This is a genomic window from Shewanella sp. Choline-02u-19 (assembly GCF_002836205.1).
Classification (GTDB): Bacteria; Pseudomonadota; Gammaproteobacteria; order Enterobacterales; family Shewanellaceae; genus Shewanella.
Genome location: NZ_PJBE01000012.1, coordinates 225,765 through 252,718 on the forward strand (window position 1 = coordinate 225,765; position 26,954 = coordinate 252,718).

The 26,954-nt window shown below is 44.5% G+C and carries 25 protein-coding genes; 11 read left to right on the plus strand and 14 right to left on the minus strand.

The features are described from left to right. Positions 1-207 precede the first annotated feature (207 nt). Complete coding sequence (nfuA, locus tag CXF83_RS03095) at positions 208-786, plus strand: Fe-S biogenesis protein NfuA (RefSeq protein ID WP_101090775.1); 579 nt, start codon at positions 208-210, stop codon at positions 784-786. A 98-nt stretch (positions 787-884) separates the two neighbouring features. Here the strand turns inward: nfuA and CXF83_RS03100 are convergent, their stop codons facing one another. Next, entirely contained in the window at positions 885-2,216 is a 1,332-nt protein-coding gene (locus tag CXF83_RS03100) for an MATE family efflux transporter (RefSeq protein ID WP_101090774.1), read from the minus strand. A gap of 18 nt (positions 2,217-2,234) precedes the next feature. On the opposite strand from CXF83_RS03100, the gene CXF83_RS03105 reads away from it, so the two are divergent. From CXF83_RS03105 to CXF83_RS22935, 4 genes are all read left to right on the plus strand, one after another. Next, complete coding sequence (locus tag CXF83_RS03105) at positions 2,235-3,281, plus strand: polysaccharide deacetylase family protein (protein WP_101090772.1); 1,047 nt, start codon at positions 2,235-2,237, stop codon at positions 3,279-3,281. 466 nt (positions 3,282-3,747) lie between these two features. Then, complete coding sequence (locus CXF83_RS03110; RefSeq protein WP_101090771.1) at positions 3,748-4,233, plus strand: hypothetical protein; 486 nt, start codon at positions 3,748-3,750, stop codon at positions 4,231-4,233. Next, positions 4,226-4,972 (plus strand): EAL domain-containing protein, encoded by a 747-nt coding sequence (locus tag CXF83_RS03115; protein ID WP_101090769.1) that lies wholly within the window; start codon positions 4,226-4,228, stop codon positions 4,970-4,972. Before CXF83_RS03110 ends, CXF83_RS03115 begins: the two co-directional genes overlap by 8 nt. A gap of 26 nt (positions 4,973-4,998) precedes the next feature. Beyond that, the gene (locus CXF83_RS22935; RefSeq protein ID WP_101090766.1) at positions 4,999-6,177 is read left to right on the plus strand and encodes a methyl-accepting chemotaxis protein; all 1,179 of its coding nucleotides are present in this window, start codon (positions 4,999-5,001) and stop codon (positions 6,175-6,177) included. A 712-nt stretch (positions 6,178-6,889) separates the two neighbouring features. On the opposite strand, the gene CXF83_RS03125 is transcribed toward CXF83_RS22935, so the two are convergent. The 5 genes from CXF83_RS03125 to CXF83_RS03145 all read right to left on the minus strand — a co-directional run bounded on the left by CXF83_RS03125 (position 6,890) and on the right by CXF83_RS03145 (position 11,144). Further along, positions 6,890-7,522: an SCO family protein gene (locus CXF83_RS03125; protein WP_101090765.1), complete on the minus strand. Its 633-nt coding sequence runs from the start codon at positions 7,520-7,522 to the stop codon at positions 6,890-6,892. Positions 7,523-7,588: 66 nt separating this feature from the next. After that, the gene (gene cyoE / locus CXF83_RS03130) at positions 7,589-8,494 is read right to left on the minus strand and encodes a heme o synthase (protein WP_101090763.1); all 906 of its coding nucleotides are present in this window, start codon (positions 8,492-8,494) and stop codon (positions 7,589-7,591) included. Positions 8,495-8,601: 107 nt separating this feature from the next. Beyond that, a complete protein-coding gene (locus CXF83_RS03135) occupies positions 8,602-9,585 on the minus strand; it encodes a COX15/CtaA family protein (RefSeq protein WP_101090760.1) in 984 nt (327 codons plus the stop codon). Further along, on the minus strand, positions 9,585-10,130 hold the full coding sequence (locus tag CXF83_RS03140) for a hypothetical protein (RefSeq protein ID WP_101090759.1): 546 nt from the start codon (positions 10,128-10,130) through the stop codon (positions 9,585-9,587). The genes CXF83_RS03135 and CXF83_RS03140 overlap by 1 nt, the downstream gene beginning before the upstream one ends. Positions 10,131-10,355: 225 nt before the next feature. Next, positions 10,356-11,144, minus strand: coding sequence for an SURF1 family protein (locus CXF83_RS03145; protein ID WP_101090758.1), 789 nt, complete (start codon positions 11,142-11,144; stop codon positions 10,356-10,358). On the opposite strand from CXF83_RS03145, the gene CXF83_RS03150 reads away from it, so the two are divergent. Further along, positions 11,092-11,310: a DUF2909 family protein gene (locus CXF83_RS03150; protein ID WP_101090757.1), complete on the plus strand. Its 219-nt coding sequence runs from the start codon at positions 11,092-11,094 to the stop codon at positions 11,308-11,310. The two genes, CXF83_RS03145 and CXF83_RS03150, sit on opposite strands and share 53 nt — an antisense overlap. A gap of 30 nt (positions 11,311-11,340) precedes the next feature. Here the strand turns inward: CXF83_RS03150 and CXF83_RS03155 are convergent, their stop codons facing one another. From CXF83_RS03155 to lexA, 6 genes are all read right to left on the minus strand, one after another. Then, complete coding sequence (locus CXF83_RS03155; RefSeq protein WP_101090756.1) at positions 11,341-12,216, minus strand: cytochrome c oxidase subunit 3; 876 nt, start codon at positions 12,214-12,216, stop codon at positions 11,341-11,343. Positions 12,217-12,319: 103 nt separating this feature from the next. Next, positions 12,320-12,877, minus strand: coding sequence for a cytochrome c oxidase assembly protein (locus CXF83_RS03160; protein ID WP_101090755.1), 558 nt, complete (start codon positions 12,875-12,877; stop codon positions 12,320-12,322). Between the two features lie 2 nt (positions 12,878-12,879). After that, complete coding sequence (gene ctaD, locus CXF83_RS03165; RefSeq protein WP_101090754.1) at positions 12,880-14,484, minus strand: cytochrome c oxidase subunit I; 1,605 nt, start codon at positions 14,482-14,484, stop codon at positions 12,880-12,882. A 9-nt stretch (positions 14,485-14,493) separates the two neighbouring features. Then, entirely contained in the window at positions 14,494-16,029 is a 1,536-nt protein-coding gene (gene coxB / locus CXF83_RS03170; RefSeq protein ID WP_101090753.1) for a cytochrome c oxidase subunit II, read from the minus strand. A 451-nt stretch (positions 16,030-16,480) separates the two neighbouring features. Continuing rightward, positions 16,481-16,993: a cell division inhibitor SulA gene (locus tag CXF83_RS03175; protein WP_101090752.1), complete on the minus strand. Its 513-nt coding sequence runs from the start codon at positions 16,991-16,993 to the stop codon at positions 16,481-16,483. Beyond that, positions 16,990-17,610, minus strand: coding sequence for a transcriptional repressor LexA (gene lexA / locus CXF83_RS03180; RefSeq protein ID WP_101090751.1), 621 nt, complete (start codon positions 17,608-17,610; stop codon positions 16,990-16,992). Before lexA ends, CXF83_RS03175 begins: the two co-directional genes overlap by 4 nt. A gap of 301 nt (positions 17,611-17,911) precedes the next feature. Between lexA and plsB the strand changes: the two genes are divergently transcribed. Next, the gene (gene plsB / locus CXF83_RS03185; protein ID WP_101090750.1) at positions 17,912-20,335 is read left to right on the plus strand and encodes a glycerol-3-phosphate 1-O-acyltransferase PlsB; all 2,424 of its coding nucleotides are present in this window, start codon (positions 17,912-17,914) and stop codon (positions 20,333-20,335) included. Then, complete coding sequence (gene mtr / locus CXF83_RS03190) at positions 20,335-21,591, plus strand: tryptophan permease (RefSeq protein WP_101090749.1); 1,257 nt, start codon at positions 20,335-20,337, stop codon at positions 21,589-21,591. The genes plsB and mtr overlap by 1 nt, the downstream gene beginning before the upstream one ends. A gap of 36 nt (positions 21,592-21,627) precedes the next feature. Here the strand turns inward: mtr and CXF83_RS03195 are convergent, their stop codons facing one another. Continuing rightward, the gene (locus tag CXF83_RS03195) at positions 21,628-22,650 is read right to left on the minus strand and encodes an AraC family transcriptional regulator (protein ID WP_232775018.1); all 1,023 of its coding nucleotides are present in this window, start codon (positions 22,648-22,650) and stop codon (positions 21,628-21,630) included. A gap of 147 nt (positions 22,651-22,797) precedes the next feature. On the opposite strand from CXF83_RS03195, the gene CXF83_RS03200 reads away from it, so the two are divergent. Continuing rightward, entirely contained in the window at positions 22,798-23,163 is a 366-nt protein-coding gene (locus CXF83_RS03200; RefSeq protein ID WP_101090748.1) for an MFS transporter, read from the plus strand. Then, the gene (locus CXF83_RS03205) at positions 23,156-24,379 is read left to right on the plus strand and encodes an HlyD family secretion protein (RefSeq protein ID WP_101090747.1); all 1,224 of its coding nucleotides are present in this window, start codon (positions 23,156-23,158) and stop codon (positions 24,377-24,379) included. Before CXF83_RS03200 ends, CXF83_RS03205 begins: the two co-directional genes overlap by 8 nt. A 96-nt stretch (positions 24,380-24,475) precedes the next feature. Here the strand turns inward: CXF83_RS03205 and CXF83_RS03210 are convergent, their stop codons facing one another. After that, positions 24,476-25,669: a GGDEF domain-containing protein gene (locus tag CXF83_RS03210; RefSeq protein ID WP_101090746.1), complete on the minus strand. Its 1,194-nt coding sequence runs from the start codon at positions 25,667-25,669 to the stop codon at positions 24,476-24,478. A 469-nt stretch (positions 25,670-26,138) separates the two neighbouring features. Here CXF83_RS03210 and CXF83_RS03215 point away from each other — a divergent pair, with 469 nt between their 5' ends. Then, positions 26,139-26,918 carry a VOC family protein gene (locus tag CXF83_RS03215; protein WP_101090745.1) on the plus strand — a complete coding sequence of 260 codons (780 nt, stop codon included), beginning with the start codon at positions 26,139-26,141 and terminating at the stop codon, positions 26,916-26,918. Positions 26,919-26,954 lie beyond the last annotated feature (36 nt).

Sequence of the window (26,954 nt, forward strand, 5' to 3'; positions counted from 1 at the left end):
ATAGTCATTATATTTATAATATTACGGTTAAATTACCAGCTCAGCAGCGACAAAACCACTGCCAATCTAGATAAAAAATTGTGATCAAAATAACGTTAATTTACATAGTGTGAGCATTGGGGGCTACAAAGCGCAGCAGAGTAAGAGTATTATAGGGTTAATTCTCACTAAAACACTCAGGTATATTCCTGACGGAGCTATGTTTTCATGATTACCATTTCCGAAACAGCTCAGGCGCATTTTGTTAAATTGCTATCAGATCAGCCTGAAGGAACTCACATTCGAGTATTTGTTATCAGCCCTGGCACGGCGCAGGCTGAGTGTGGTGTTTCTTACTGTCCACCAGATGCTGTTGAAACAGATGATACCGAATTCGAGTTCAACGGCTTTAACGCTCAGGTCGACGAAAAGAGTGCTCCTTTCTTGGAAGAAGCGACTATCGACTTTGTGACTGATCAGCTTGGTTCACAGCTTACGCTAAAAGCACCTAACGCGAAAATGCGTAAAGTGTCTGGCGATGCACCATTGGTTGAGCGCATTGAATATGTGATTCAATCAGAAATTAATCCACAGCTGGCAAGCCACGGCGGTAATATTTCACTTGTTGAAATAACCGAAGACGGTATTGCTGTGCTTCAGTTTGGTGGCGGTTGTAACGGTTGTTCTATGGTCGATGTGACATTGAAGGACGGAATCGAAAAGCAACTTCTCGATATGTTCCCAGGTGACTTGACGGGCGTTAGAGATGTTACCGAACACCAGCATGGCGATCACTCTTACCAGTAAGCTTGAGATTGTTAAGCATAAAAACGCGACTAATAAGTCGCGTTTTTTTATGGCCGTAAATGCTGATCTTTGTTGATAAGTTCAAATGTAATGGGTTATCAATCGAGTGCTTTTCTAAGCCTGAACCAGTAATGCGCCGTCAGAGTAAGGCTACGGGCCAACATAAATGTGCTCATTGCTGCCCATAGTGCTTGGTTTCCTAACGATTGCAGTAGATACCAGGTGGGAAAGAACACCCCAAATGTGGCAATGATCATGCTATTACGCATGATTTTTCCTTGCGCTGCACCAATATACACCCCGTCAAATAGGTAAGATCCAAACGCGAGCAGGGGTAGGAATATCACCCAAATCAGATAACTGTTTGCGACCTGTTGCACTTCGGTAAGACTGGTTAGCGCGCTGATGACACTGCTACCAGCAAGCGCAAAAAATAGTGTAAAAATAATCGCGGCGATAGCTGACCATGCCCAGGCTAAAGTTACCGACTCTTTCATCAGTCGACTATCTTTTCGGCCATAAGCACGGCCGACTTCGGCTTCGGCGTAATAGGCTATACCATCCAGTGCATAGGAGATTAATAACAGTAGATTGAGCAATATTGCATTGGCTGCCACTGTATTGTCACCAAGGCCGGCACCGTAGAAGGTCATAAAGGCAAAGGACAGTTGCAAACATAAGCTACGCACAAAGATATCGGCGTTAAGGCTAATAAGCTTATGGTAGCTCTGTAATGATAGCTGCTTACAAACAGTGATAAAGTGAAAGTCGCCTAAACGTTTAAGTTGGCGCCTAACGAATGTCAGCGCAACCGCAAAGCCAGCAATATCTGCAATGACGGACGCATATGCAGCACCTCTAACGCCCCAGTCTAGCCCTATAACAAACAGGACATCTAGAATGATATTGACTAAGTTGGCGACGATTAATTGCCACATTGCTGCTTTTGGTTGCTGTCTGCCAAGTAGCCAACCGAGCATGACTAAGTTCATTAATGCGAAGGGCGTAGACCAGATCCGCACTTGAAAGTATTCGCGGCAATATTTTTCAACTTCGACGCTGGCATCGGACAATGTCATCGCCAAATTAACGATCGGGAGTTGTAACAAGACTGCGGCCAAACCTAATATTAGGGCTAAGCTACCCGCTTGGAGCAGCAGTCTATATTGCTGTTGAGTGTCGTTGGCACCATAGGCCTGCGCGACTAACCCTGTCGTTGCCATGCGTAAAAAACCAAGTAACCACAAAATTAGGGTTATAATTGTTGATCCAACTGCCACGCCACCTAAATAATAAGCATTACTTAGGTGTCCAACAACAGCTGTGTCGACCAGTCCCAATAGCGGGACGGTAATATTCGACAAGATCATCGGCAGTGCGAGAGCGAGTAACTGTCGGTTTTTTTGTGGGTTTAGCAGTATGGCATTCATTTTAGAGGTCTAATATTTATGTTTAAAAATATGTTGTTAGCGCTGTTAGCGCTGACGGGTTTTTCGGTGCAAGCCGCGGTGATTTTACAATATCATCATGTGTCTGATGATACGCCAGCAATCACTAGCGTTACGCCTGCGCAATTTAAAGAGCAGATGCAGTATCTAGCGGAAAACAATTTCAATGTCGTGCCACTGTCTGCGGTCGTCGCTTCGGTAAAAGCCAAGCAACAATTGCCCGCTAAAACGATCGCAATCACTTTTGATGATGGTTATCGCAGCATTGCTAACACGGCGCATCCCATCTTAAAGCAATACAAATTCCCCTACACGCTTTTTGTCTCAGTGGAACCTATTCAGAAAAAGTATGGCGAAATGATGAGTTGGCAACAGCTGATTATGTTGTCAGAAGAGGGGGCTGAAATAGCCAACCATACATGGGGACATGAACACCTCATTCGCATGGAGAAAGGCGAGACTGAGCCGCAATGGTTAGCGCGTATAGAGAATAATATTTTGCGCACCGAAGCTGAGATTGCCCAAGCGACGGGTCAGAATCACAAAATGCTGGCTTACCCTTATGGTGAGTACAATCAGCAGATAGAAGATATGCTCAAGAAACATGGTTTTGTGGCATTTGGTCAGCAATCAGGTGCCGCGGGTCCATACTCACCTTTAACGGCATTGCCAAGGTTCCCAGTCGCAGGAGCTTATGCCAACCTCGATAGTCTAAAGGTCAAGCTACATAGTCTTAATATGCCGGTAATGGAACAGACCCATAGTGACCCACAACTGCAATATGGAAAGTGGCGTCCTGAGATTAAAGTGAAGCTGGATATGGAAGACATTAATGCGTCGCAGCTGATGTGTTTTATTCAAGGGCAGGGGGCAAAAAAGCCCAACTGGATTAGCGATGATGAGTTTACCATTCGCGCTGAACTTGACCTTCCCGCGGGGCGTTCACGTTATAATTGTACCGCACCCAGTAAGCATCAAGGCGGTTATTATTGGTTTTCACAGCCTTGGGTTCGACCAAAAGCTGATGGTACCTGGATTGCAGAATAAGGTCGCAGAGTCTTAATCTGCAAGGGGTTTGCTGCTAGGGTTTGCTGCTAGGGTTTACCAAGGGTATACAGTTCTTATTTCGGTTAGAAGGGCCCTTGGTAACTCATTTTTTGGAGACAGTGTGTTAGATCCTAGGCGTTAGTTCATGAGGTTATTATTAGGAAAAGTATGACAATCGAATACACGGTAACGGAAGTGTATTACCCGCTGAGATATTTACATATATCTGCCATTATAAAAACCACTTTTTATCTCTTTTGGAGCATCTAGAAGCGGGTAATAGTAATTAAAATCTATATACAGAACCTTACGAATATACATAGAAAGGATCTATTTTATGAATATGTATGTATGTATGTATTAAACGCCTGCATAAAATAAAGTTTGCTATCTCGTCACCCCAACTATAACATGTATTTATAATGCAGCTTTAGTTGCGTGCTAAAAATTAATGTGAGCCGTTTCAATGACCCAACCCTTAGACATTAATTATTGGCATTTGTCATCAACCCAAGACCAGCGCGTTACTACATGGTCCAAAGTGCTTATCGCTCAACACATCCAATTGAAAAGCGAAATTACTAATATCACTTCACTCTTGTCACAACCCACATTTTGCATATTTAAATTGGATGCCAAGTTACGTCGACTGATCAAAGGCGTCAAAACCCATTTGCAATTGGAACATACTTTTTTTACGCCAGTGTTATCACAGTTAAATATCACTTCGAATCAAAGGCACCGTCTCACAGAAGGTTATGAGGCACTTTTTGATACCTGTGAATCAACAGCTAAGCTTGTCCATTCGTTAAAGATTTCCCTCAATAATACTCCTCTTAGTAGAAGTCATATCAAAGAAATAGAAGGTATGTTTTATGACATACGTGCACGTCTCGCAGATGAAGACATAGCCTATTCTATGATTGATATTTTGGAAGAACAGCATGCTTGAGTTTTTATACGATAATGAACCAGCCAGGCTTGAATGGTTTGTGCAGGACCTCGTCACTGCGGCGCAGCATACCTTGTATGGTCAAGAGTTACTTTGTCGGGCAACGCTTATTGATTCCCTGGCACCCATTGATATGGGACAGTTGATGGCATATCTCAATCTTCATGAAGATTTGCTTTTAGAGATGACCAATAAACAGCTCGACGACCTGTTTATTACCGGGAAGCTGGCGCATCTGATTGGCAATAGTATCTGGATCAATATCGCGGGCAAATTAATATCTTGCCCTTGTTTGTTTGACTGTCTTTGGCAACAAACTCTGAGCAAATTAACGGTTGAGCAGAAACAACTTTTGGTATTAGAGATCTGTGAAGACACTATTAACAGTGATGATTCGACAGTCGCAAGGATTTCATTCCTACAAAATCATGGTTTTAAGGTAGCGATGGATGATTTTGGTTCTGGCAACTCAAACCTTATTCAGCTGAGTCGATCTGAATTCGATATTATTAAACTGGATTTGAAGCTTATTCAGAATATTCCGATGGACTTATGGGCTACCAGTTTATATCGCGAAGTGATAAGCCTTTGTTCGTCTAAAGGCAGTCTTATCGTGGCAGAGGGGATTGAAACCCAAGCTCAGTCTGACTTTGTCCGTTGGGCTGGCGTCGATATCATCCAAGGTTTTTTGTATTCCATACCTCGACCTATCACACCACTGATCGCGTCAAACGCGTAAATTTTACAAACTCATAGGGAAAGAAAATGCGCTCATTATTTTTAAGAATGCGACTGATTCATTGGTTGGGAGCGATTGCATTGTTTATCAATGCTCTATTTTTTACTGATGGAGTCGCGTCACAGGTGGTTCAATATTTGGTCATGGTGTTTCTGATTATCCATGATATCGATGAGAAATATTGGGGGGTAGATTCCCTGAACAACGTGACTACTTATATGAAAGCTTTTGAAAAAAAAGATCTTTCAGTACCCTGTGACGTCGATAGTCGCTATAACAGTGAAATAGGCAATGTGCTCAGTGTAGTGAATAACTTCCGGGTAAACGTTAAAGATGCGTTGGTTGATATTCAACAACAAGCAAATACGTCAGATGATATTGCCGAGCATCTCAAACAGAAAGCACAAAATATTTCATCAAGAATACAAGATCAGGATAACCGAGTTGATTACCTTACAGGCAGAGTCGAAATTTTAGATAGCACATCGGTTTCATTACGAGATAAGGCTGAAGCAACTCGCGAACAAGTAAAACGTACACAAGCAGGGCTGATTTCGTCCAATGAACATATGGGAACGATGGCGAAAGGATTGAATTCATATATCGATAACAATGACAAATTACACAACAAATTCAACTCACTCTCGGATCAAACAAAGTCTATTGAGAATGTGGTGTTGGTAATCAAAAACCTTGCAGATCAAACAAACTTACTCGCACTTAATGCTGCTATTGAAGCAGCAAGAGCCGGTGAGCATGGTCGTGGTTTTGCAGTGGTTGCCGATGAAGTTCGCAATCTTGCGTTATCGACCCAGAAGAGCCTTGACGAAATTAACCAAATCATCGCGGGGATCTCTGATGCGGTCATTGATGCTGGTGACCAGATGAAATCACAGTCGAGTGCTATTACCGACTTAGCGGAATACACCACAACCAGTCAAGTCGAGTTACAGGAAGCATGTTCTAACATTAACGAGATCCTAGGCCTCATAGGGCAAGATAAAACAGAAAATAATATTGATATTCAATATATTAACCGTTTAGTTGGTGATGTAGCAGGCGAGATAGAAGTCCTTAAAAAGCTGTCAAGTTCTAATGCGTATGACTGTAATGAACTTGAGCTGCAAGGGCACCGTTTAAGTGAAGTCACCGCTCAAATTGTTGAACAGCTCGGGACATTTAAGACAAGCTCTGTTGGGGCTTAGAATCCGCTTAAATGGATGTGTCTTATTTATTCGAGGATGTGAAACGATAATTACTAGCTTTATCAACTATAGCTTCCATACATTCACGTATTTCGTGAATGTATCAGAAAGGCAATGGAAATGAGTTAAGGGTATCGCAGTAGCTAAAGATTGACATAGAGCTATACCTTTTGAAAATCTCATCAGATAAGTTTTGATCTGGCAAAACTCCATTAATACAATGTGTATTATTTTTTACTTTAAATGATAAAGTGGCAGAACTGAGTTATCTTCATTCCATTCCAATGACCTGCGGTCAGCACATGTGCAGATACTGCTAAAGCTCGCTGCAAGCACTTCCCTGTAAGATCAACGAAAACATCTGACCTCCAAGGATGGAATGCCGTATTCTGTCTGGAACAGAATTGGCCCTGTTTTCGACAGCCTCAGCCGCATCTACAATGGGTTATAAAAGCACAAACTTACAGCATTTGAGTTTTTAATTTTAAGACACAAATCTAAGCACATACCTTCTCGCTTACGAATAACATTAATCTCCCCCGTTGGAAATTTTCGCTTTTCAGACAATTTCGCCGGGGCGTTGAGGGATTGTCAAGGGGCGCAAGCGCTTTGCCCCTTGGCTCTGGTGTGGGCGAGGCGCCACGACTTTATCGGCCGAGAGGCCGCTGCCTTAGAGGTTTTAGGCAATACCAAGTTTATCTAAACTGGCTAGCTAACCATTATCGTACTTATCAATCAAAGCCTTCACATCGTGGATTAATGCACTGTTTTTAATTTGTGGCAGTTTGCCAGGAGTGTCTGACTTTGGCTTGATAATCGCCACTTTCTCACCTTGCGGTGAAATCAGCGCAAATGAAGCACTGTGATCCACTTGGTAATTATCGCCGTCACCCACCATGGCATAAACAAAGCCCAAACTGCGAGTGAGGGGGTAAAGCTGTTTATGCTCGCCCGTTACGGCAACAAACTCAGGATTGAAGAAGTTGGCATAATTGAGCAAGGTGTCAGTCGAGTCCCGGTCAGGATCCACTGATAGGAAAATGACCTGCAGGTCGGTGTTTTCAGATAATAGTGGGTAAGCTGCTGTTAGCTTACCCATCGTGGTAGGACATACATCTGGGCAGGAGGTGTAACCGATGAAAAAGAGGCTCCAATGGCCCGTTAAGTCATCATTACTAAAACGATTACCATGCTGGTCAGTGAGTGTAAAAGGCGCAATGGCTTGTGGTGTCGGAAATTCGAAGCTGGTTTGTAAGGCCAGCGTTTTAGGCTGACTGAATTGTATCGCTGCCAACACCCCCGCTGCTGCCAATATTACAGCAGCAATAATCCATGATAGTTTCATCGTGTTTAGCCTTTTCTTTTGTGGTGCTATTTACCGAGTATGACAGCCAGAATTTAAGCCTATAACTTACACCCAGAGATAGTGGTCAACTAGCAACGCAATAAACAGCAGCATGAGGTGATAGATAGAGAACCTAAATACGTTCATTGCTAAGCCGGGCGTTTCATGGAACTTAAGTTGCCATGCTTTGTAGATAAAGCCTGCGCTTAATAGCGTAGAGCTGACCAGATACACAGGACCACACATGCCGACAAGCACTGGTAATAGGCAAGCAATGGCTAAAAGAATGGTATAGAGGAAAATACAGGTCTTAGTGAATTCAACTCCATGAGTGACTGGCAGCATCGGAATATCAACTTTGGCGTACTCGGCTCTTCGATGAATTGCTAACGCCCAAAAATGAGGTGGAGTCCATGCAAAAATAATGATCACTAGCAACAAAGCATTACCGTGAAACTCACCTGTGACCGAGGTCCAACCCAATAGAGGAGGCATGGCACCCGCAAGACCTCCGACGACGATATTTTGCGGTGTTGCACGTTTCAAATAAGCAGTGTAAACCACGGCATAACCAATCAAACTGGCAAAGGTTAACCAAGCGGTTAACTCATTGACTAACGTATAAAGAATGACAAAGCCCAATATGCCAATACCAAAAGAGAACACCAGCGCTTTGGCGATAGAGACTTTGCCTTTGGGCAGTGGACGGTTATAGGTTCTTGCCATTAATCCATCAATACGGCGGTCGATAAGATGATTAAAGGCTGCTGCGGCACCTGCCATCATGCCAATCCCCGCCATACCGGCAATCAGTGGTTGTAATGGTACCGTCCCTGGCACAGCCAAGCACATTCCGACCAAAACAGTCAGTAGCATGAGTGCCACCACTTTGGGCTTGGTCATTTCATAATAGGCACGCCACTGGAAGAGTGGCGTAGCTGGGTTTCTGGGTAGTGTTATCTGTTTTTCCATGGCTGAAACCTCGTTATATTCACTCGTGGAACATAAATTAATTAAGTCGGTACATTGATTATTATTGCTTTTTATATCGTAAAACTGTCTCTAGTAAAGCGTTGCCGTTATGCCTTACGCCACAAGGCATAATTGATAAAGACTAACGTCAGTAATAACAAAGCCGCGCCAGCGTTATGGGATACTGCGATGCCCAAAGGCAAATGTAAAACCACATTGCTAATACCAAGAATGACTTGCAATACCACTAGCACGGCCAGTAACCATGCCGCATTGCGGATAGTTGAAGACAGCGCTTTAGTGACTAATCTGAAGGCTAAAAACAGCAACATGGCAGCGGTAATAATGGCACCAATACGATGTGCTACATGAATGGTCATGCGTGCTGAATAATCTAACACGCCATATTCATAGCTTGGATGGTCGCCTTGAAACGGTGAAAATGCGCTGCTAAAATTTAAGTTATCGACCCAATTACCTTCGCAAATAGGCAGAGAGGTGCAAGCCAGTGCGGCATAGTTAGATGAAGTCCAACCGCCTAAAACAATTTGTAATAGCAGTACGCCGATGCACATCAAAGCCAAGGTTGATAACTTTCTTGCAGGCGCATCGCCGCCTGGGATCCGCAGTGGTTTACTGCGTAAATAAAGTAGCAGTAGTAACGAGAAAAGAGCGAATCCGCCAATCAGGTGCGACATCACTACAATGGGCATTAATTTCATGGTGACAGTCCACATGCCGAGCACTGCCTGAAAAACAATCAGTGCTGCGATGAACATAGGCAGCTTTTTCGGTGCGTCTGCTTTTCGTAGGCTCATGATTAAGATAACAAGCACCATTAAGCCTAATGCACCGGCAATGTAGCGATGGATCATCTCAAGCCATGCTTTATCAGCCTCAACGGTATATTCAGGAAAGGCATCTTTAACTGCCGTTAACTCATGGCTTGCTGTGGGAACCTTGATCATACCGTAGCATCCCGGCCAATCAGGGCAACCGAGACCAGCATCAGATAAACGCGTATACGCACCCATCATAATCACGCATAGAGTAAAAACTAAGGTGATTTTTAGCAGCGGCTTAATATCCATTAGCCAATCCTCGACAGTTTAAGCATCTTCCTTAAATCGGCAATGATGGCTTTGCCTTGCATTATTTGTGCTTGATGATCGGTTGTTATGGGGTAACTCATCACCATACTGCCGAGGGGGTCAACAATGATGAACTCTTGATTGTTGAGTAGTTTACTCAAAGCTACATTAGGGGTGGCAGTGACAAAATCAAATGACTCGAGCGCTGCAAGATCACTGTGCTCATTTAGCATAATAATCGTATGAACTCGATCTTGATTTCGCCCGAGTGCAGTATGGCTCTGTTGTAAAATATACAGTCTATCTTTGCAGGTGTTATCGCAAATGGTGGGTAGCTGATAGAGCAGTTGCCACTCTTGAGGTTGGGGGTTGGGCATGTCAAGACTTTGGTAGTTAATCCCAACGTTAAGCAGCTCGCCTTTGTTGGTTGCCCCACCGTTATACAGCTCAAAACTGAGGATCACTTTGGCAGCAATTACAGGGATAGCAAAAGCCAGGCATAGCAGTAATAAAATCTTTTTACCGTTCTTTTGGGGGGAGTTCATTCCATCTCCTCTATGTTATTTTATGTCTCGCATCACCTTTGCGGCCGCTTTACCCGTTTAAAGGAAAGTGGCCAGTCATTACCAATACAGCTTTGTGCTATAAGCAAAACTACGGCGATAGCGAACAGTTTAATATCAACACTTCCCGGAACGGCTAGGAAGTCTATTTTCTAACCTACATTGTCTATTCTTGCTTAGCAATAGCGATGTAAGTTTTTAATTTGGTTATTTATCTTGTTGTTTTAATTTGCGAAAAAGTAGATACAGCATGATGATCCCAAATACAGCAGCCATGCTAAACCATTGCACGGCGTACCCCTGATGTTTCTGCGCCGATAGCGGAATGGGTTGCCATGGATGAATGCGCGTATCGTTTGGGATATTGTTGGGTTGCAGTACCGCGCGCGCTAGCGGCTGGTCTATCAATAAGGCCAACTGCTCAATATTTAAGTTTTGAATACGCTTGGGCCAACCGAGTTCAGGCATTAAATCGGAGCTCATCGGGTTCATCTCTTTTTGGTAGACCCGACCCGTAAGCTGCAGAGGTTTTGTGATTGCTGCGACTTTGGGCAACACCGCACGATCAATGCCGCCTTGTGCAAATCCTAATTCGACTAATAACCAGGGTTTAGCGGGAGCAATTTCAAATGCTTGGTAAGCCAAATAACCGACTCTGCCATCGACCGTCTGATTATCGAGAAGAAAGACCTGTTTCAGAGTTGGTGTGGCTTGAGTGCTAAGTTTGTAGCCTGTTAGATTTTCATTGTTAGCTTGGGCGAGAAGCTGGTCAAAACTGAGCACCGTTGCGTTTTGACGTGCGCTCAGCGCAGCTTGCCATTGTTGCTTTTGCTCCGCGCGCTCCAACTGCCAGAAACCGAGCTTGACCAAAATAGAAAACACTATCAAAGTAGAAAGTACAATAAAGCACCAAGCACCCACAGCCCCTATATTAGGAAACTTAATGAATACACTATTGGTTTTTAAATTGGTTTTAGTACTGCTACTACTGTTCATATTAGTTAATTTAGGCCGTGCCTTGTTTGTGATGGTTAAAGGAGAAAAGAGTGTTCCTATGAGCCAATATTTGGGTCGCCGAGTTGTCTTTTCCGTGCTGGTGGTCATGTTGCTTTTATTGGCATTAGGGACTGGGATTATCACGCCCAATCCCAGACCTTATTAAGCCGTTATTTTTGTGCTATTTATGTTTAAATTAGAGTACATAAACAAATATAAATAGGCACAACCAAACTACGTCAACAAAGTGCCAATACCAGCTACCTGCTTGAAAAGCAAAGTGATATTCTGGTGTAAAATGGCCTTTAAGCACTCTAAAAAACAGTACAATTAGAAACACCGTTCCTAAGGTCACGTGCATACCATGAAAGCCGGTAAGTAAGAAAAAGGTATTACCGTAGACGCCAGAATCCAGCGTTAGCCCCATCTCTTGGTAAGCGTGAATGTACTCCTCAGCTTGCAGGAATAAAAAGCCAATCCCCAACAAGATAGTGAATGCTAGCCAGATAGTGAGTGCTTTGCGTTTATTGCTCTCTAATCCAACGTGAGCAAAATGCAAAGTGACTGATGACGTTAGTAGGATCAATGTGTTGTATAGCGGTAATCCGGTCCAGCCCATGGCTTCAGTTGTGGTGCCTCCAGGCGTGGTAACCAGTGGCCACACGGCTTCAAATGCTGGCCAAAGCACTTCATGGGTCATCGCATTGTTTGATGCGCCGCCCAGCCAAGGTATAGCAATCATTCTGGCGTAGAACAGCGCACCAAAAAAGGCGCCGAAGAACATCACTTCTGAAAAGATAAACCAACTCATGCCTTGTCTAAATGAGCGATCCATCTGTTTTGAATAAAGACCTGCCATTGATTCTGCAATCACAGTTCTAAACCAGCCAAAAAGCATAAAAATAATGACCGCGATGCCGGCAAGCAAAATATAACCGCCGTTGCCGCCGCCGTTTTTTAATTCAGAGACATAGCTACCCGCACCAAATGCGATGAGGAAGAGTCCAACTGCACCAATAATCGGCCAAGCACTTTGTGCAGGCACATAATAAGGTTCGTGCTTGGTCGTCATGGTGTTGCTCCTTGCTCTACACTATCGACAGCGCCAATTAGCAGCCCGGTGTGCAGTGCTAGCACATTGTTCGGTACATATATTTTGTTCATCTTGCAGCTCCTTACTCTGCAACATTTTCGACATAGCCTTTGTCGGTGATGTTGTAGAGGGTATAAGAGAGGGTCAAGGTTGAAATGGAGTCCGGTAATTCAGGGTCCACATAAAAGATGAGTGGTAGATCTGCGCTAGCGTTTGCGGCTAACACTTGCTGATTGAAACAGAAACATTCAGTTTTATTAAAGTAGGCAGCGCCTAGTCCAGGAGATACTGACGGTATTGCTTGGCCAACGATGTGTTTCGCTGACAAATTCTTAGCAACAAAGTGGGTTCGTATTAACTCTCCGGGGTGGACCTGCATGGTATTCACTTCAGGTTTGAATTCCCAAGGCATATCACTTTGCACTTGGGAAACAAACTCAACAGTGACCGTTCTACTTTTATCTACCGTGATGGGCTTATAAACACTGGCAGTACTTTGGGTTTTGCCATTAATACCTAAGGTGTCGCACAGCACATCATATAAAGGCACCAAAGCAAAACCAAAGCCAAACATACCGACAGCGCCAAGCAGGAGCATACCGATAAGCTTACGATTAGACTTACTCTGTGCCTGATTCATCTCTACTTCACCTCAGGTGGTGTGGTAAATGAGTGATATGGTGCCGGACTTGGAATGGTCCATTCTAAACCTTCGGCTCCTTCCCAAGGCTTGGCAGGGGCTTTCTCACCACCGCGGATACACTTGATCACTACAGCCAAAAAGATAAATTGAGACAAACCAAAGGCAAAACCACCAATCGATACAATCTGGTTTACGTCAGCAAATTGAATCGCATAATCGGGGATTCGGCGAGGCATACCTGCTAACCCGAGAAAGTGCATTGGGAAAAACAGTACATTCACTGAGATAACTGAGCACCAAAAATGCCAGCGTCCTAAAGTTTCGCTGTACATGTTGCCGGTCCACTTAGGCAGCCAATAGTACGCTGCTGCCATGATGGAGAATATGGCTCCGGTGACAAGTACATAGTGGAAATGAGCCACCACGAAGTAGGTGTCGTGATACTGAAAATCCGCTGGGGTAATAGCCAACATCAAGCCTGAAAATCCGCCAATGGTAAAGAGTATGATAAACGCAACTGCGAATAGCATTGGGGTTTCAAAACTGATTGATCCGCGCCACATAGTCGCAACCCAGTTAAAGACTTTTACCCCCGTAGGTACTGCAATGAGCATAGTGCAATACATGAAGAAAAGCTCGGCAAACACCGGCATCCCCGTGGTAAACATGTGGTGTGCCCATACCAAAAATGACAGCACGGCGATACTCGCGGTGGCATACACCATCGACGCGTAACCAAATAATGGTTTGCGACTAAAGGCGGGAACGATGGCAGAGATAATACCGAAAGAGGGTAAGATCATGATGTAAACTTCAGGGTGGCCGAAGAACCAGAAAATATGCTGGAACATCACGGGATCACCACCACCTGCGGCATCAAAGAATGCAGTACCAAAATACTTATCGGTTAATACCATGGTGACGGTGCCCGCAAGCACCGGCATCACCGCTATCAACAAGAATGCGGTTATTAACCAGGTCCAAACAAATAACGGCAGCTTCATCCACGACATGCCGGGGGCGCGCATATTGACGATGGTGACGATAACGTTAATCGCCCCCATTATCGAACTTATCCCCATGATGTGAATGGCAAAAACGAACAGCGCAGTACTGTCTGGACTATAAGTGGTCGATAGTGGCGCGTAGAAAGTCCAACCAAAGTTGGGCCCTCCACCTTCCATAAACAATGAGCTCAATAGAATTGTGAAAGCAAAAGGTAAGATCCAAAAGCTCCAGTTATTCATACGAGGCAGTGCCATGTCAGGTGCACCGATCATCATTGGAATAAGCCAGTTAGCCAAGCCTGTAAAGGCTGGCATAACCGCACCAAATACCATGACTAGGCCGTGCACTGTGGTCATCTGATTGAAAAAGTTAGGTTCGACTAACTGTAAACCGGGCTGAAATAACTCGGCGCGAATAACCATCGCCATCGCGCCACCCGTAAGGAACATAATAAAACTGAACCACAGGTAGAGCGTGCCGATATCTTTATGGTTGGTGGTTAAAATCCAGCGCATGATGCCTTTCGGCGCACCATGATGATGGTCATCATGGTGATCGTCCTGAGCTGCTGGTGAGTCTTGTGTGATTGTGCTCATTTTAATCCCTTACTTTCCGTGACCAACAACGTCAGAAGCTTGAACAGCATCACCTGAGTTATTACCCCATGCATTGCGCTCATAAGTCACCACAGCTGCAAGCTGTTGTGGTGTCAGTAGCGAGGTAAATGCCTGCATAGCAGTACCCGGTTTGCCATTGATAACAGTATCGAGATGACCCGTTACTGGGCCGGTAATCACTGCGCTCCCCACTAACGATGGAAAGGCGCCGGGTAAACCCGTTCCTGCCGCTTGGTGACAAGCAACACAACTGGTCATGTAGACTTTCTCTCCCATGACCATAAGCTCATCCATTGTTAAGTCATCTAAAGCCACAGCTTTAACTTGTTCTGCCTCAGGTAAGCTGGCAGGTAAAGTGACCGGGATTACGGTGTTGGGATCGCTGGATGCAGCTGGGCTTGAACTCGCGCTAGCAGAGCTCACATCCGCGGCTTGAACTGTATCGCCTGAGTTATTGCCCCAAGCATTACGCTCAAAAGTCACCACGGCAGCAATTTCAGTTGCAGTCAGCTGTTTAGCAAATGCTTGCATAGCAGTACCAGGCTTACCATTGACGACGATATCGACATGGGCGCCGACGGGGCCGGTGGTAATTGGGCTGCCAATAAGAGAAGGGAATACGCCAGGCAGACCTGCACCATTGGGTTGATGACATGCAGCACATTGAGCGAGATAGATTTGCTCACCTTGAGCCATGAGTTCGTCCATGGTTAAGGTTTGCGAAAGTGCGGCCTCTGCTTCAGCTTCAGCATTATTAGCTTGTTGCTGCTGGGCAAGTAACCACTTATCGAAGTCTGCTTCTGAAAGCGCTTCGACAACAATCGGCATAAATCCGTGGTCTTTACCGCACAATTCAGCGCATTGACCACGATAAATACCGGGCTTATCAATTCGTGTCCAAGCTTCATTGATAAAACCGGGGTTAGCATCTTTTTTGACAGCAAAAGCCGGGACCCACCATGAGTGGATAACGTCATCAGATGTCATCAAAAAGCGTACTTTACGATTAATGGGTAATACGAGATGTTTGTCTACTTCAAGCAAATAGTGTTCACCTTTAGCTTCGGTGCCCTCTATTTGTGCTCTAGGAGTCGACATTAAGCTATAAAACTCAACGTCTTTATCGAAATAGCTGTAATGCCACTTCCACTGCGAACCTGTTATTTTAATGGTGAGGTCAGCATTACTGGGGTCTTCCATTGCAATCAAGGTTTTGGTTGCGGGAATAGCCATGATTATAAGAATAATAAAAGGCACTACAGTCCATAAAATCTCGACTTTAGTACTTTCATGAAAGTTGGCGGCGACTGCGCCTTTTGATTTGCGATGGTTGATCATGGCATAAATCATTGCGCCAAAAACAACAATGCCAATAGCACAGCAGATATAAAGGATAATCATATGGAGGTTATAAACCTTACCACTGATCTCCGTCACGCCTTCTGTCATATTAAACGGCATTTCTGATGCAAACAGTGTAGGCGAAAATATTAGCGCCAACACACAGTACAACAATTGCTTCACTAGACTTCTCCTCTGTCAACAAGACAAAGAAGAGTCACACAGTAAGTCTCTGCTCTATGTAAACTCTTCAGTTCCCAAAAAAGCAACGATGACTTCAAAGTGCGCGAGTGGTTTATCCATCGTGTCGTTATGTTTCGACTATCGATTAGACTTTATATAATTTCAGTATTTTAATACTGGTTAGTGTAACCACACTGGCACCTACGGCTGAAATATATCAGGCCGATCTCAGTCTTCATATACTCTTTAAGGATCTACAGTCCATACATAAAGACCGACGACTAAATCGCTCGGATATAACAATATATCGTTGTTATCAGTACCTACCCTACTTGGTGTTGAAATATTGATCAAGATCACTTTTTGATTCATTTGCTTAGCAGCAGTAATAAAAAAGCTCCCGTTAAGGGAGCTTTGCTTTAGAGACTAGATTTGTAATAGAAAGAATTGCTTAATGGACTGCTGCGAACAGTGAACCTTGTTTAAACCGCTCGTCCTGTGTATTTATTGTGCTGTCAGGTAAGTGAGCATTCGCATTTTCAATAATGATACCCACCGCTTGAGCACTCTTTGCGACTAACTGCAGTCGTCTACTGTCTCGTGCATCGACTTCATTCGTCCAGGTTATTACCGCGCTTGATGTGCCACTCGTGAGCGCTTTTTCCATAGCCCAAAGTGTTTCGAATTCATCTTTTGCGTGTACCAGTAGGATTCTATCCATGCGGACGCCAGCAGAAGCGAGCATCTGTTTGTAACCGATATTAGGTGGGCTAATTAATACAATCCAGCGACCTTGTTGGCTCAGTTGAGCAAGTTGGCCACTAATCTGTTTTAATTCAGTGCGCCCCTGAGTGTGAGATACCATAGTTTCGATATCTGTATTTACCTTTTTAGACATAGCTTGAGCAGGTATATCTTGCCAAAGGCCAGGGTGACGCGGGCTTACACCTAATAATTTGTTCATTGCCAATCTCCATTACGGATCACGCCAACGGCTAAACCTTCAATACTTAAGCTTTGGTTTGCCAGATCAACTTCTATCGGTGAATAATCTTCATTCTCAGCATGTAAATAAACTTTATTGCCTTTCTTTTCAAAGCGTTTAACCGTGACTTCATCTTCTACTCGTGCCACCACAACTTGACCGTTGCTTGCATGTTGGATCTTATGCACTGCAAGCAAATCGCCTTCAAGTATGCCGATGTTTTTCATGCTGTCACCGCGTACTTTAAGCAGGAAGTCGGCTGACGGGCGGAACATGGTAGGATCAATTTTATAATGTTGCTCTACATGTTCTTGAGCCAGAATAGGTTCACCTGCGGCCACTTGACCAATAAGCGGTAAACCAAGGTCGGCATCTTCGGTATCATCTTGAATTAACTTAATTCCTCGAGAGGTACCTGGCATGATCTCAATACAGCCTTTCTTCGCTAAAGCTTTTAAGTGCTCCTCGGCTGCATTGGCAGATTTAAAGCCTAAACGTTTGGCTATTTCAGCACGGGTGGGTGGCATACCTGTGTCTGTAATATTGCGTTTAATTAGCTCTAAAATTTCAGCTTGACGTGGTGTAAGTGGTCTCATTATTAAGCCTGTCTTTCCATACAGTAACTGTCAGTATATACAGTATTTCTGTTCGCGCAAGTATTAACCAAATTTATGTTAAAGTTGAATTTATTAGCACTAGGGTGGGGCTGAGAGATTAAGGAGGGATGAACGAGATTTAATCCTGATAGGCAGGATATACATAGACTTATGATGGCTTAAGTCATTGTTCTATAAATACGCAAATGTTTCCGAGTGCCATTATAAAGCAATTGCGCAAACGCTCCGAAATTCTGGTATTCTACGGGGTTATTAGAAGCGACTATACTGCAAGCGAATCATGTCGAAAAAAGACTCTCTTTGGTTTAAATCATTACGCTGGATCCAAAAAAAGCTCGTGCACACTATTGTAGTGCCTCATGATCCTTTTGAAGACCTCAATCTCGATCCAAGCAAGCCACTCGTTTATGTCATGAAAACAGAATCTGTTAGTGACATAGCAGCTCTTAGTGAGATAACCGGTAAATTCGGTTTACCTAGCCCATATAATGACTTAGAGGTTAATGGGGTGACTGCGCCGCGCGTTGTCTGCCTTGAAGGTAGCAAGCCTCTATTTGGCGAAAGAGAAAGTGCCGAACAGTATTTGCATTGCTTTAAGCGCCTATTGAGTGTGCATAAGCAAAATGAAGAATTAGATATTCAGCTAGTTCCTGTGAGTCTTTATTGGGGACGAACCCCAGGCAAAGAAGACGACACCATGCGCGCTGCTGTGTTGGAGCGTCAAAATCCGACTTGGTTACGCAAGTGCTTGATGATCTTGTTTCTCGGTCGACACAACTTTGTGCAGTTTTCTAATGCTGTTTCTCTGCGTTATATGGCAGACGAACATGGTACTGATAAGCGCATCGCACAAAAACTAGCCCGTGTCGCGCGAGTGCATTTTCAGCGTCAACGTAAAGTAATGACTGGGCCTCAGCTGCCTAAGCGCCAAGCTCTGTTCCATGCTTTGCTAAAGTCAGAATCAATTACCCGAGCCATTAAAGAAGAAGCGACAAATAAAAAAATCTCCGAATCAGAAGCGCGTGCAAAAGCGATGGAGTATCTAGATGAAGTCGCGGCGGATTACTCCGATAGCTTAGTGCGTATTACCGAGCGTTTTCTTACTTGGTTGTGGAATAAGCTTTATAAAGGTATCAATATTAAGGGTGCGGAGCAGGTTCGTCAGTTGCACCATGATGGTCATGAAATCGTCTATGTACCGTGTCATCGCAGCCACATGGATTATTTGTTGCTGTCTTACATCCTCTATTATCAAGGCATGGTGCCGCCGCATATTGCTGCCGGCATTAATCTTAACTTCTGGCCAGCAGGACCTATGTTCCGCCGTGGTGGCGCATTCTTTATTCGCCGAAGTTTTCGCGGTAATAAGCTCTATACCGCGGTATTCCGTGAATACCTCGATCAACTCTTTACTAAGGGTTATCCGGTTGAGTACTTTACCGAAGGTGGCCGCTCACGCACAGGTCGTTTATTGGCCCCTAAAACAGGCATGATCGCCATGACGCTTAACAGTGTACTGCGCGGTGTTGAACGTCCTGTCACTTTAGTGCCGGTTTATCTTGGTTATGACCATGTAATGGAAGTGGCGACTTATCACAAAGAATTAAGTGGTAAAAAGAAGAAGAAAGAGTCGGTTTGGCAAGTGTTTGGTGCGATTCGAAAGTTAGGTAATTTCGGCCAAGGCTATGTGAATTTTGGTAAGCCAATTACCTTACACAATTTCTTGAACGATGAAGTGCCAACGTGGCGTGAAGATATCGTCCAAGACCCAGAACAAAAGCAACCATGGTTTACACCAGCGGTGAACAAGTTAGCCAGAGAGGTGATGACTAACATTAACGATGCTGCTGCGGTAAGTGCAGTGACGTTAACCAGCTTAGTTTTGCTAGCATCTGAGCAAAATGCGTTAGAGCGTAGCCAGCTAGAAAAGCAGTTGGACCTTTATCTCACGTTATTAAAAGAGTTGCCTTATACCGAATACACATCGGTACCAGAAGGCAGCGGTAAAGACCTTGTATCTCATGGTCTGGAACTGAAAAAGATTAAAATTGAAAGTGATTCGCTTGGGGATATCATTTCCATCGATGATAGCATTGCAATTACAATGACTTATTATCGTAACAACATTATTCATTTAATGGTTGTCCCCTCGCTAATTGCCGCTTGCTTGCTGCGTAAAGAGCAGTGTACTCGTGATGATGTGCTTAGCTTTGTCAGTGATTTTTATCCGTTGCTGAAAGCGGAACTGTTTATGGGCATTGAGGATCCGGCAGCCTATACACACCGCATTCTAGATATTTTTGTCGCGCAAGGCTTAGTGGCTGAAAATGGTCATTTCACTGTTGCTGATAATAAGGTGAATAAGTTGCTGCTGTTGTCTGGCACGATAGACGAAACCATGCAACGTTACGCCATTTTGTTTAATTTGTTGGCAGTAAAACCGAACATGGAACGCTCGGAGCTTGAACGCGACAGCCACCGTCTTGCACAAAGGCTGGGAGCGCTTCACGGTATTACGGCGCCAGAGTTTTACGACAAGAAGCTATACGCCACGCTCAGCGTTAAATTAAAAGAGTTAGGTCATCTAACGGATAGCGAAGGGTGCAGTGATATCAAACGGATTAAAGACAGAGCCAATTTACTGCTACGTTCATTGGTAAGGCAAACAATAGTCGATAGTGTTAATGCGGAGCAAAATAGCTAATGGCCAATCATATGAACGCGGCCAAGAATAAGTCTGCTGGAAAATCGGTGTTAGGCGGCGCAATGATCATCGCCGGCACCACTGTTGGAGCGGGCATGTTCTCGTTGCCTGTTGTGGGCGCTGGGATGTGGTTTGGCTATTCAATGCTGATGCTGGCTGGCATATGGTTTTGCATGTTGGTGTCGGGGCTGATGTTGCTCGAGACTAATTTGCACTTTAAACCGGGTGCGAGTTTTGACACATTAACGAAAACAACATTGGGTCAGTTCTGGCGTATCATCAACGGGCTCTCAATTGCCTTTGTACTGTATATTTTGACCTATGCTTACATTAGTGGCGGCAGCTCGATTGTTAACCATAGCCTTGCAGGGCTTGGGATTAACTTACCGCAAAGTATTGCCGGACTCATTTTTGCCGCCGTATTAGCGTCAATCGTTATTATCAGCACTAAAGCGGTCGATAGAATTACCACTATTATGCTGGGTGGTATGATTATTACGTTCTTTATTGCCGTAGGTAATCTGCTGATCGATGTGGATACCACTAAGTTGTTTGTGCCTGATGGCGAAACCAGTTATGCGCCATATTTACTTGCGGCTTTGCCCTTTGGCTTAGCAAGCTTTGGCTACCACGGTAACGTGCCTAGCCTGGTAAAGTATTACGGTAATCAACCAAAGACGATTATTAAAGCCATCTTCATTGGTACCTTCATCGCACTCGTTATTTATAGCTGCTGGTTAGTGGCGACCATGGGTAATATTCCACGCAGTCAGTTTATTGATATTATCGCTCAAGGCGGCAATATGGGCATATTGGTTGGGGCATTGTCAGAAGTGATAGCCAGTCGCTGGCTTAACACCATGTTGTCGTTATTTGCCAACCTTGCCGTTGCTTCATCATTCCTCGGTGTCACCTTAGGCTTATTTGATTATCTTGCGGATCTGTTTGGTTTTGATGAATCTCGTCAAGGCCGCTTAAAGACCGCCGCAGTAACATTTATACCGCCAACTATTTTGGGCTTGCTATTTCCCAACGGGTTCTTAATTGCTATTGGTTTTGCAGCATTAGCGGCAACTATTTGGGCAGCGATAGTCCCTGCTATGATGGCCTATAAATCACGACAAATATTTGCAGACAGTGACAGTTTTAAAGTGCCGGGTGGCACGCCTTTGATCGTCGTCATCATCATTTTTGGTTTGGTCACTGGCGCATGCCACTTACTGGCCATGGCTGGTATATTGCCCGTTTACGGTTAATCAGCATCATTCATCTGTATGATTAAAAAGCCTCTTTTATAGAGGCTTTTTGTTTTGTCGGTTTATCTTGCTCATATATTGCGTCGGGGTTTGCTTTCTAAAGCGAGCAAAGGAGCGACTGAAACTATGAGCATTTGCATAGCCTAAGCGTTGTGCTATCTCGGCTAAATCTTTTCCTTCCAACATGTATTTGATTGCTTGATTACACAATATATAACCCGATATGTGGGTGAAGCTAAAGCCTATTTTTAGCAAACGCCGTTGCAGTTGCTGCCCTGAGATCCCAAAGAGTTCTGCGACAGAAACCACCGTGGGTAGATCATAATAGCGAGCATAGTTGATCATTTCGTAGAGCACTTTGGGTAGGTCAGAGGGCTGTGGCATGTTCAAATAACTTTCAAGCTGAGCGAGTGACACTGAAGTGGTTAACGTCTCGGTGGGAAAATAATCCATCGGTGATGAACTGAATAAGTCGTCGATACTTATCCATAACTCAGTTTGTGCGGCATTCCAAGATACAGGGCAACCAAATATCGCTTCAGTCTCTTTTTGCTTAATCGGCGGGCCGCTGAGCTTGAGCTTTTTTAAAGTGTAATGATTGCCGGTAAAGTGTTTGATGGCATTAAACAAAGTGATCGCCACCCGCAGTGAATCATGTGAACGAGCCCTTTCTTTGGCATAAGGGTTGTTGTAGCACCATTTCAATATGTTACCTGATTGCAGCGCATAATAGCTTGCCCCAGAATGAAAGCTACAAATCCCATGGTTAATCCGCCGAAAACACAGGGCTAAATCAGGCGCCGACAAGAACCAGTTTCCCGGTATCTCTAGTGCGGAAATATCCAGGTAATGCTGAATTTTCACCATATAGTCGGTATCACCCGTTAGCATCTCTAGTTGTATAAACCATTTAGATACTTCGGTAAACGGGATGAGTGCCATTCGCTCGTCAAACAGAGCAGCTGGGATCGACAGCTCGTTTAAACTAATTCCATAGTGAGCTTCAACACCCTTAAAAACCGGCGCGATATAGCTAGAGCGGATAAATGCCGTATCCATTGTGATAACCATCTATATTTCGAATGTGGATACCATATTGAATCATAGAATAGAGCTAAATGATATATAGAGGTATTCTGGCTTGTTCTAATTTATAGACAGGGCAAACTGCTTTTTCAATCAGTCGATTTTAAGGTCTAGTTCCCTATGAGTTTATTCAGTATGCCGTTCGTCGATACCGGTGTTGATGCCGCTTTACATGGCGTTGCAGGTGTCGTGATGGTGCTGACAATTGCCGCTGCCGCATTTGGCTTCTGGAAGATCCATGAAATGCCTATTAATAAGGCCCATAAAAAACAGCACCAACAGATAGGGCTCATTACCGCGCTCACCTGGATAGGCTTTGTCTGGCATTGGGTGTGGGTCATCGCGGTGATTGTTGCGTTCGTTGATAGCGAAAAAGCATTGCGCCGTGTGCGAGATATCTGGCGAGAAAACAGTAACGATGACACGAGTGATAACAATGCAGAAATAAAGCCACTTGAGATAAATGAGGAGCAAACCAATGCTTGAAGGTTTAGCGGTTTGGGCTCTATTGATCTACCTGCTGCGTTTAGTCGGCATGCCGTGGAACACTTATAGTAAAAGCTTCGCTTATTTAGGCGGAACGGGGTGGCTGATGTTTGTTTGGGTTGGCCTGCTCAACTACACCCCAATGGACATGTCGGGTGGCTCTTTGGTGCAATCGCCACGTATTCAGTTACGGCCTGCCAATACCCAAATAAAAGGTAAGGTAGATAATATCTATGTACAACCCAATCAAACGATTGAGGCTGGTCAGTTAATCTATGATCTGGATGATGAGCCGTTTCAGATTGAGCTCAATAAGACGTTGGTGGCTAAACAGAGCGCAACAGTGGCACTGTCGCTAGCCAGCGAAGATGTGAAACTAGCACTGAAGCAACATGATGTCGCCATTGCTGATGTGAGCATTAGTCGTAATGAGCTGCATGCTGCAACTAAAGATCTACATTGGAAACAGAAAACGCTCGCCCGCTATATTGAGCAGAATCGCGTAGTGCCTGACACAGTGACCAAGAGTTTACTGGATGAACAACAAACGGCGGTCGATCTTGCCATGGCACAAGTGAACACCTATGGTAGCCAAATCGAAAAGGCAGTTACGGCTGAGCAAACGGCGCTACTCAATATTGAGAAGTCTCACCTTAACGTGCAAGGCCGTGAGTCGGACCTTAATAGCGAGATAGAAAATGTAGCGCAAGCACAGTGGAAGCTAGACAACACCAAGGTATACGCACCTGCGGACGGTTATGTCACTAACTTCATTATGCGTGAAGGTCAGTATGTTGGCGTTGCCCCTAGAATGCAGATGTATACCAACGAAAAATATGTGTTAATGCGAGTCAATCATCAGGCTATCCGTAATGTTAAAGTTGGCCAGATGGCGGAATTTTCCTCGGCTGTTTACCCTGGAAAAGTGTTTAATGCAGAAGTTGAAGGGATAGTAGAAGCCACGGGCGAGTCGCAAGGATCGTTACTGGGTTTTGATGACAATGTGAGGCAAACTACGGGGCTAAATGCCAGTAATAAGCACCATTTTGTCAGGCTAAAGCTGACCGAAACCGGTGACTATGATATTCCCGTAGGCTCTGTGGGGTTAGCTTGGATTTCGGGAACCAAACCCATCGCATTCCTTAATTTCTTGGACATTATTCGCGGTATCGTGATCAGAATGAAATCACAAATCTACTATTTTTATTCTTTATAATAAACGTCGGCCATGTGGGCTTCGAACTGAGACCGTGCATGGCTTTTATACTCAACGCCTTAGAAGCCCTCCTTTAAGAGGCTAGGCTCTGGTTAACTAAGCAAACACTCGATCTCTGCCATTCTTTTTGGCGATATAGAGCGCTTTGTCTGCTCGTTTTAGCGTCTGCTCAAAAGTGGACTCACCGTGATGCTCAGAGACGCCAATAGAGATGGTAATGTTGGCTGATTTGGTTGGAATTTGCGCGCTCTCTTTCCGGTTTGATTTACTGGTTAACATTCGCGAATCATTTCGTATAGCGATCTTATAATCCCTCACTTTAATTCTAATCTCCTCTAAGTGAGGCATAATCTCCTCCACGTCCTTATTGGGGAATACTATGGCAAATTCCTCGCCGCCATAACGGTAGACTTTACCCCCACCTCTAATTTTATTCAGTTTACAGGCGACCAACCGTAAAACTTGGTCGCCAATGTCGTGACCAAAATTGTCATTAAACTTTTTGAAATGATCGATATCGACCATCGCTACGCTGTAGTGACTATTAAGTGACGGCGCCATGGTATTGAGTGCTCGACGAGAATAAAGCCCGGTGAGATCATCGCGGTAAGCCAACTGGTGAGACTCAAACAAGATGGCAAGCAGATAAACGAGAGCGAGCAAACAGAGTAGCAGTGCCAGTGGTAATTCAGCCGGTAAGTAAAATTGAAATAACCAAATAAACAAGGTGACAGTGATAGTCGAATCGATTCGGCTACCACGTGACACACAGCTAATGCAGGTGACCAGCGTTGCGATTCCTATTGGAACCTGCATCGGCGTTAGTAGCTCCAGTACAGTAGGGATCGTATTGGCAGGCGGTTGGTTAATAAAGGAAATCATCGCTATTGAGCCAAACGCGATGGCAAAACAAAGCGCGATACCGAGTATAATCTTGATTGAATACACTGAGAACAAGGCTCTATCGCGAGTTATCGCGAATAGCATAATGATTAATGTTCCGGCGAGAAAGATAGGTTCGCTTATTGGCTCAATAAGACTCGCGTCAACAATATCACCATACTCAAGCAGGTAATAGCTAAGCAGTAACAGTGCCAGGTAAGTGATGCGGCTAAAGTTAAATTGCAACGCCAACAACGCCGCCACTGGGAGCAGGTAGAGTGGCAGTTCACTTATTGTTGGCATCCACGCTTGCCAAATGTACTCATAATATTGCGCAGCGGCAATACCGCTGAACACAATAAAAATGGGCATAAAGAGGTAGCGGACGCTACGTAAAAATACCGACACTGAATATCCTTATAAATGGCCTCTTCAATATTATAGACGAGGCTCGCAGATATCAGTCATTAGTTGTCCTTTGAGATGTATATACCCGTTCTACTTTAAAGTGCATGTTTCAGAGCTGCTTGAGCGGGTTCAATTCAAGGCGCAGTGTTGTCATAATGGAAGAGAATGCAACACGGAAGTGGATCCGCTCAGGCGCTCCCGTTGGGTGGGTTTAAAAGTGATTTATACTGCGTCACAGACCTTGGCAATAGACCTGCTATTCCACAACAGTCTTGGCCTTGTCTAAATCACTTTTAATTCCCACTGAAAGCAAGCATCTTGAGGGAGAACGGGGATATATACCCATCTAAGCAATTGACAAGTCTCACTCAATATTTTAATCAGCCAACAATGCCTCATTAGTTGGACAGTCCGCACAAATCAGTCTTAACTTCAAAGAGGGTAAACTGAGTTTGTGATGGGAATTAAAATGAAAATCGATCAATATTTTCAAGGCCAACCTTGCTGGGTAGAGTTAGCATCGTTAGATATTGCGGTCAGCAAGCCTTTTTATCACGCATTGTTTGCTTGGGATATTGTTGACATGCCTATCCCACAGGGTACCTATAGTATGTTCAATCTAGAGGGGGACGATCTCGGGGCTATGTATCAATTGCCTGTTGAGATGATCAAAACGGGTGAATTAAGCCAATGGCTGATCTACTTTGCTGTAGAGGACCTCGATAATACGTTGGTGGATGTGGCAGGTGCAGGCGGCACCATAGTGCTTGGGCCTCATGATGTTGGTGAGGCAGGAAGAATGGCAGTGATTACTGATCCTGAAGGGGCAAAGTTTGCGCTATGGCAGGCCAACAATCATATGGGAGCTCAGCGCGCTGGTGAGAAAGGTACTTTATGCTGGGTGGAACTGGCTTGTCGTCAGCCTAAGATCGCAAAGCCTTTTTACTCTCATGTCTTTGGATGGGGCTCGCGAGTGACGGACATGGATGGTATGGAGTACACCGCGTGGCAGGTTGGAAGCCAAGAGGTTGGCGGTATGATGACAATGACTGACGAGTGGGGCGATATGCGAGCCCATTGGATGAGCTATTTTACCGTCGGCGATTGTGATGCAAAAGCACTGCAAGTGGTTGAACTTGGCGGCGCGATTTGCGTTCCTCCGACCGATATAGCCAATGTGGGTCGTTTTGCTGTGGTTAATGATCCTAATGGTGCCGTGTTCTCGATCATTGAACTGAAAATCGCGTAAACATCAGTTTTGTGTGAGTAATTGTAAATTAATGGT

What these genes read in the sequence shown, in the direction of transcription:
- ctaD (WP_101090754.1), bottom strand. Translation starts at nt 14,484, where the DNA reads ATGAGCACAATCACACAAGACTCACCAGCAGCTCAGGACGATCACCAT.
- CXF83_RS03110 (WP_101090771.1), top strand. Translation starts at nt 3,748, where the DNA reads ATGACCCAACCCTTAGACATTAATTATTGGCATTTGTCATCAACCCAA.
- plsB (WP_101090750.1), top strand. Translation starts at nt 17,912, where the DNA reads ATGTCGAAAAAAGACTCTCTTTGGTTTAAATCATTACGCTGGATCCAA.
- cyoE (WP_101090763.1), bottom strand. Translation starts at nt 8,494, where the DNA reads ATGGAAAAACAGATAACACTACCCAGAAACCCAGCTACGCCACTCTTC.
- CXF83_RS03215 (WP_101090745.1), top strand. Translation starts at nt 26,139, where the DNA reads ATGAAAATCGATCAATATTTTCAAGGCCAACCTTGCTGGGTAGAGTTA.
- CXF83_RS03115 (WP_101090769.1), top strand. Translation starts at nt 4,226, where the DNA reads ATGCTTGAGTTTTTATACGATAATGAACCAGCCAGGCTTGAATGGTTT.
- CXF83_RS03100 (WP_101090774.1), bottom strand. Translation starts at nt 2,216, where the DNA reads ATGAATGCCATACTGCTAAACCCACAAAAAAACCGACAGTTACTCGCT.
- nfuA (WP_101090775.1), top strand. Translation starts at nt 208, where the DNA reads ATGATTACCATTTCCGAAACAGCTCAGGCGCATTTTGTTAAATTGCTA.
- CXF83_RS03125 (WP_101090765.1), bottom strand. Translation starts at nt 7,522, where the DNA reads ATGAAACTATCATGGATTATTGCTGCTGTAATATTGGCAGCAGCGGGG.
- CXF83_RS03105 (WP_101090772.1), top strand. Translation starts at nt 2,235, where the DNA reads ATGTTTAAAAATATGTTGTTAGCGCTGTTAGCGCTGACGGGTTTTTCG.
- CXF83_RS03140 (WP_101090759.1), bottom strand. Translation starts at nt 10,130, where the DNA reads ATGAACTCCCCCCAAAAGAACGGTAAAAAGATTTTATTACTGCTATGC.
- CXF83_RS03160 (WP_101090755.1), bottom strand. Translation starts at nt 12,877, where the DNA reads ATGAATCAGGCACAGAGTAAGTCTAATCGTAAGCTTATCGGTATGCTC.
- CXF83_RS03175 (WP_101090752.1), bottom strand. Translation starts at nt 16,993, where the DNA reads ATGAACAAATTATTAGGTGTAAGCCCGCGTCACCCTGGCCTTTGGCAA.
- mtr (WP_101090749.1), top strand. Translation starts at nt 20,335, where the DNA reads ATGGCCAATCATATGAACGCGGCCAAGAATAAGTCTGCTGGAAAATCG.
- lexA (WP_101090751.1), bottom strand. Translation starts at nt 17,610, where the DNA reads ATGAGACCACTTACACCACGTCAAGCTGAAATTTTAGAGCTAATTAAA.
- CXF83_RS03145 (WP_101090758.1), bottom strand. Translation starts at nt 11,144, where the DNA reads ATGAACAGTAGTAGCAGTACTAAAACCAATTTAAAAACCAATAGTGTA.
- CXF83_RS03205 (WP_101090747.1), top strand. Translation starts at nt 23,156, where the DNA reads ATGCTTGAAGGTTTAGCGGTTTGGGCTCTATTGATCTACCTGCTGCGT.
- CXF83_RS03150 (WP_101090757.1), top strand. Translation starts at nt 11,092, where the DNA reads ATGAATACACTATTGGTTTTTAAATTGGTTTTAGTACTGCTACTACTG.
- CXF83_RS03135 (WP_101090760.1), bottom strand. Translation starts at nt 9,585, where the DNA reads ATGGATATTAAGCCGCTGCTAAAAATCACCTTAGTTTTTACTCTATGC.
- CXF83_RS22935 (WP_101090766.1), top strand. Translation starts at nt 4,999, where the DNA reads ATGCGCTCATTATTTTTAAGAATGCGACTGATTCATTGGTTGGGAGCG.
- CXF83_RS03200 (WP_101090748.1), top strand. Translation starts at nt 22,798, where the DNA reads ATGAGTTTATTCAGTATGCCGTTCGTCGATACCGGTGTTGATGCCGCT.
- CXF83_RS03195 (WP_232775018.1), bottom strand. Translation starts at nt 22,650, where the DNA reads ATGGATACGGCATTTATCCGCTCTAGCTATATCGCGCCGGTTTTTAAG.
- CXF83_RS03155 (WP_101090756.1), bottom strand. Translation starts at nt 12,216, where the DNA reads ATGACGACCAAGCACGAACCTTATTATGTGCCTGCACAAAGTGCTTGG.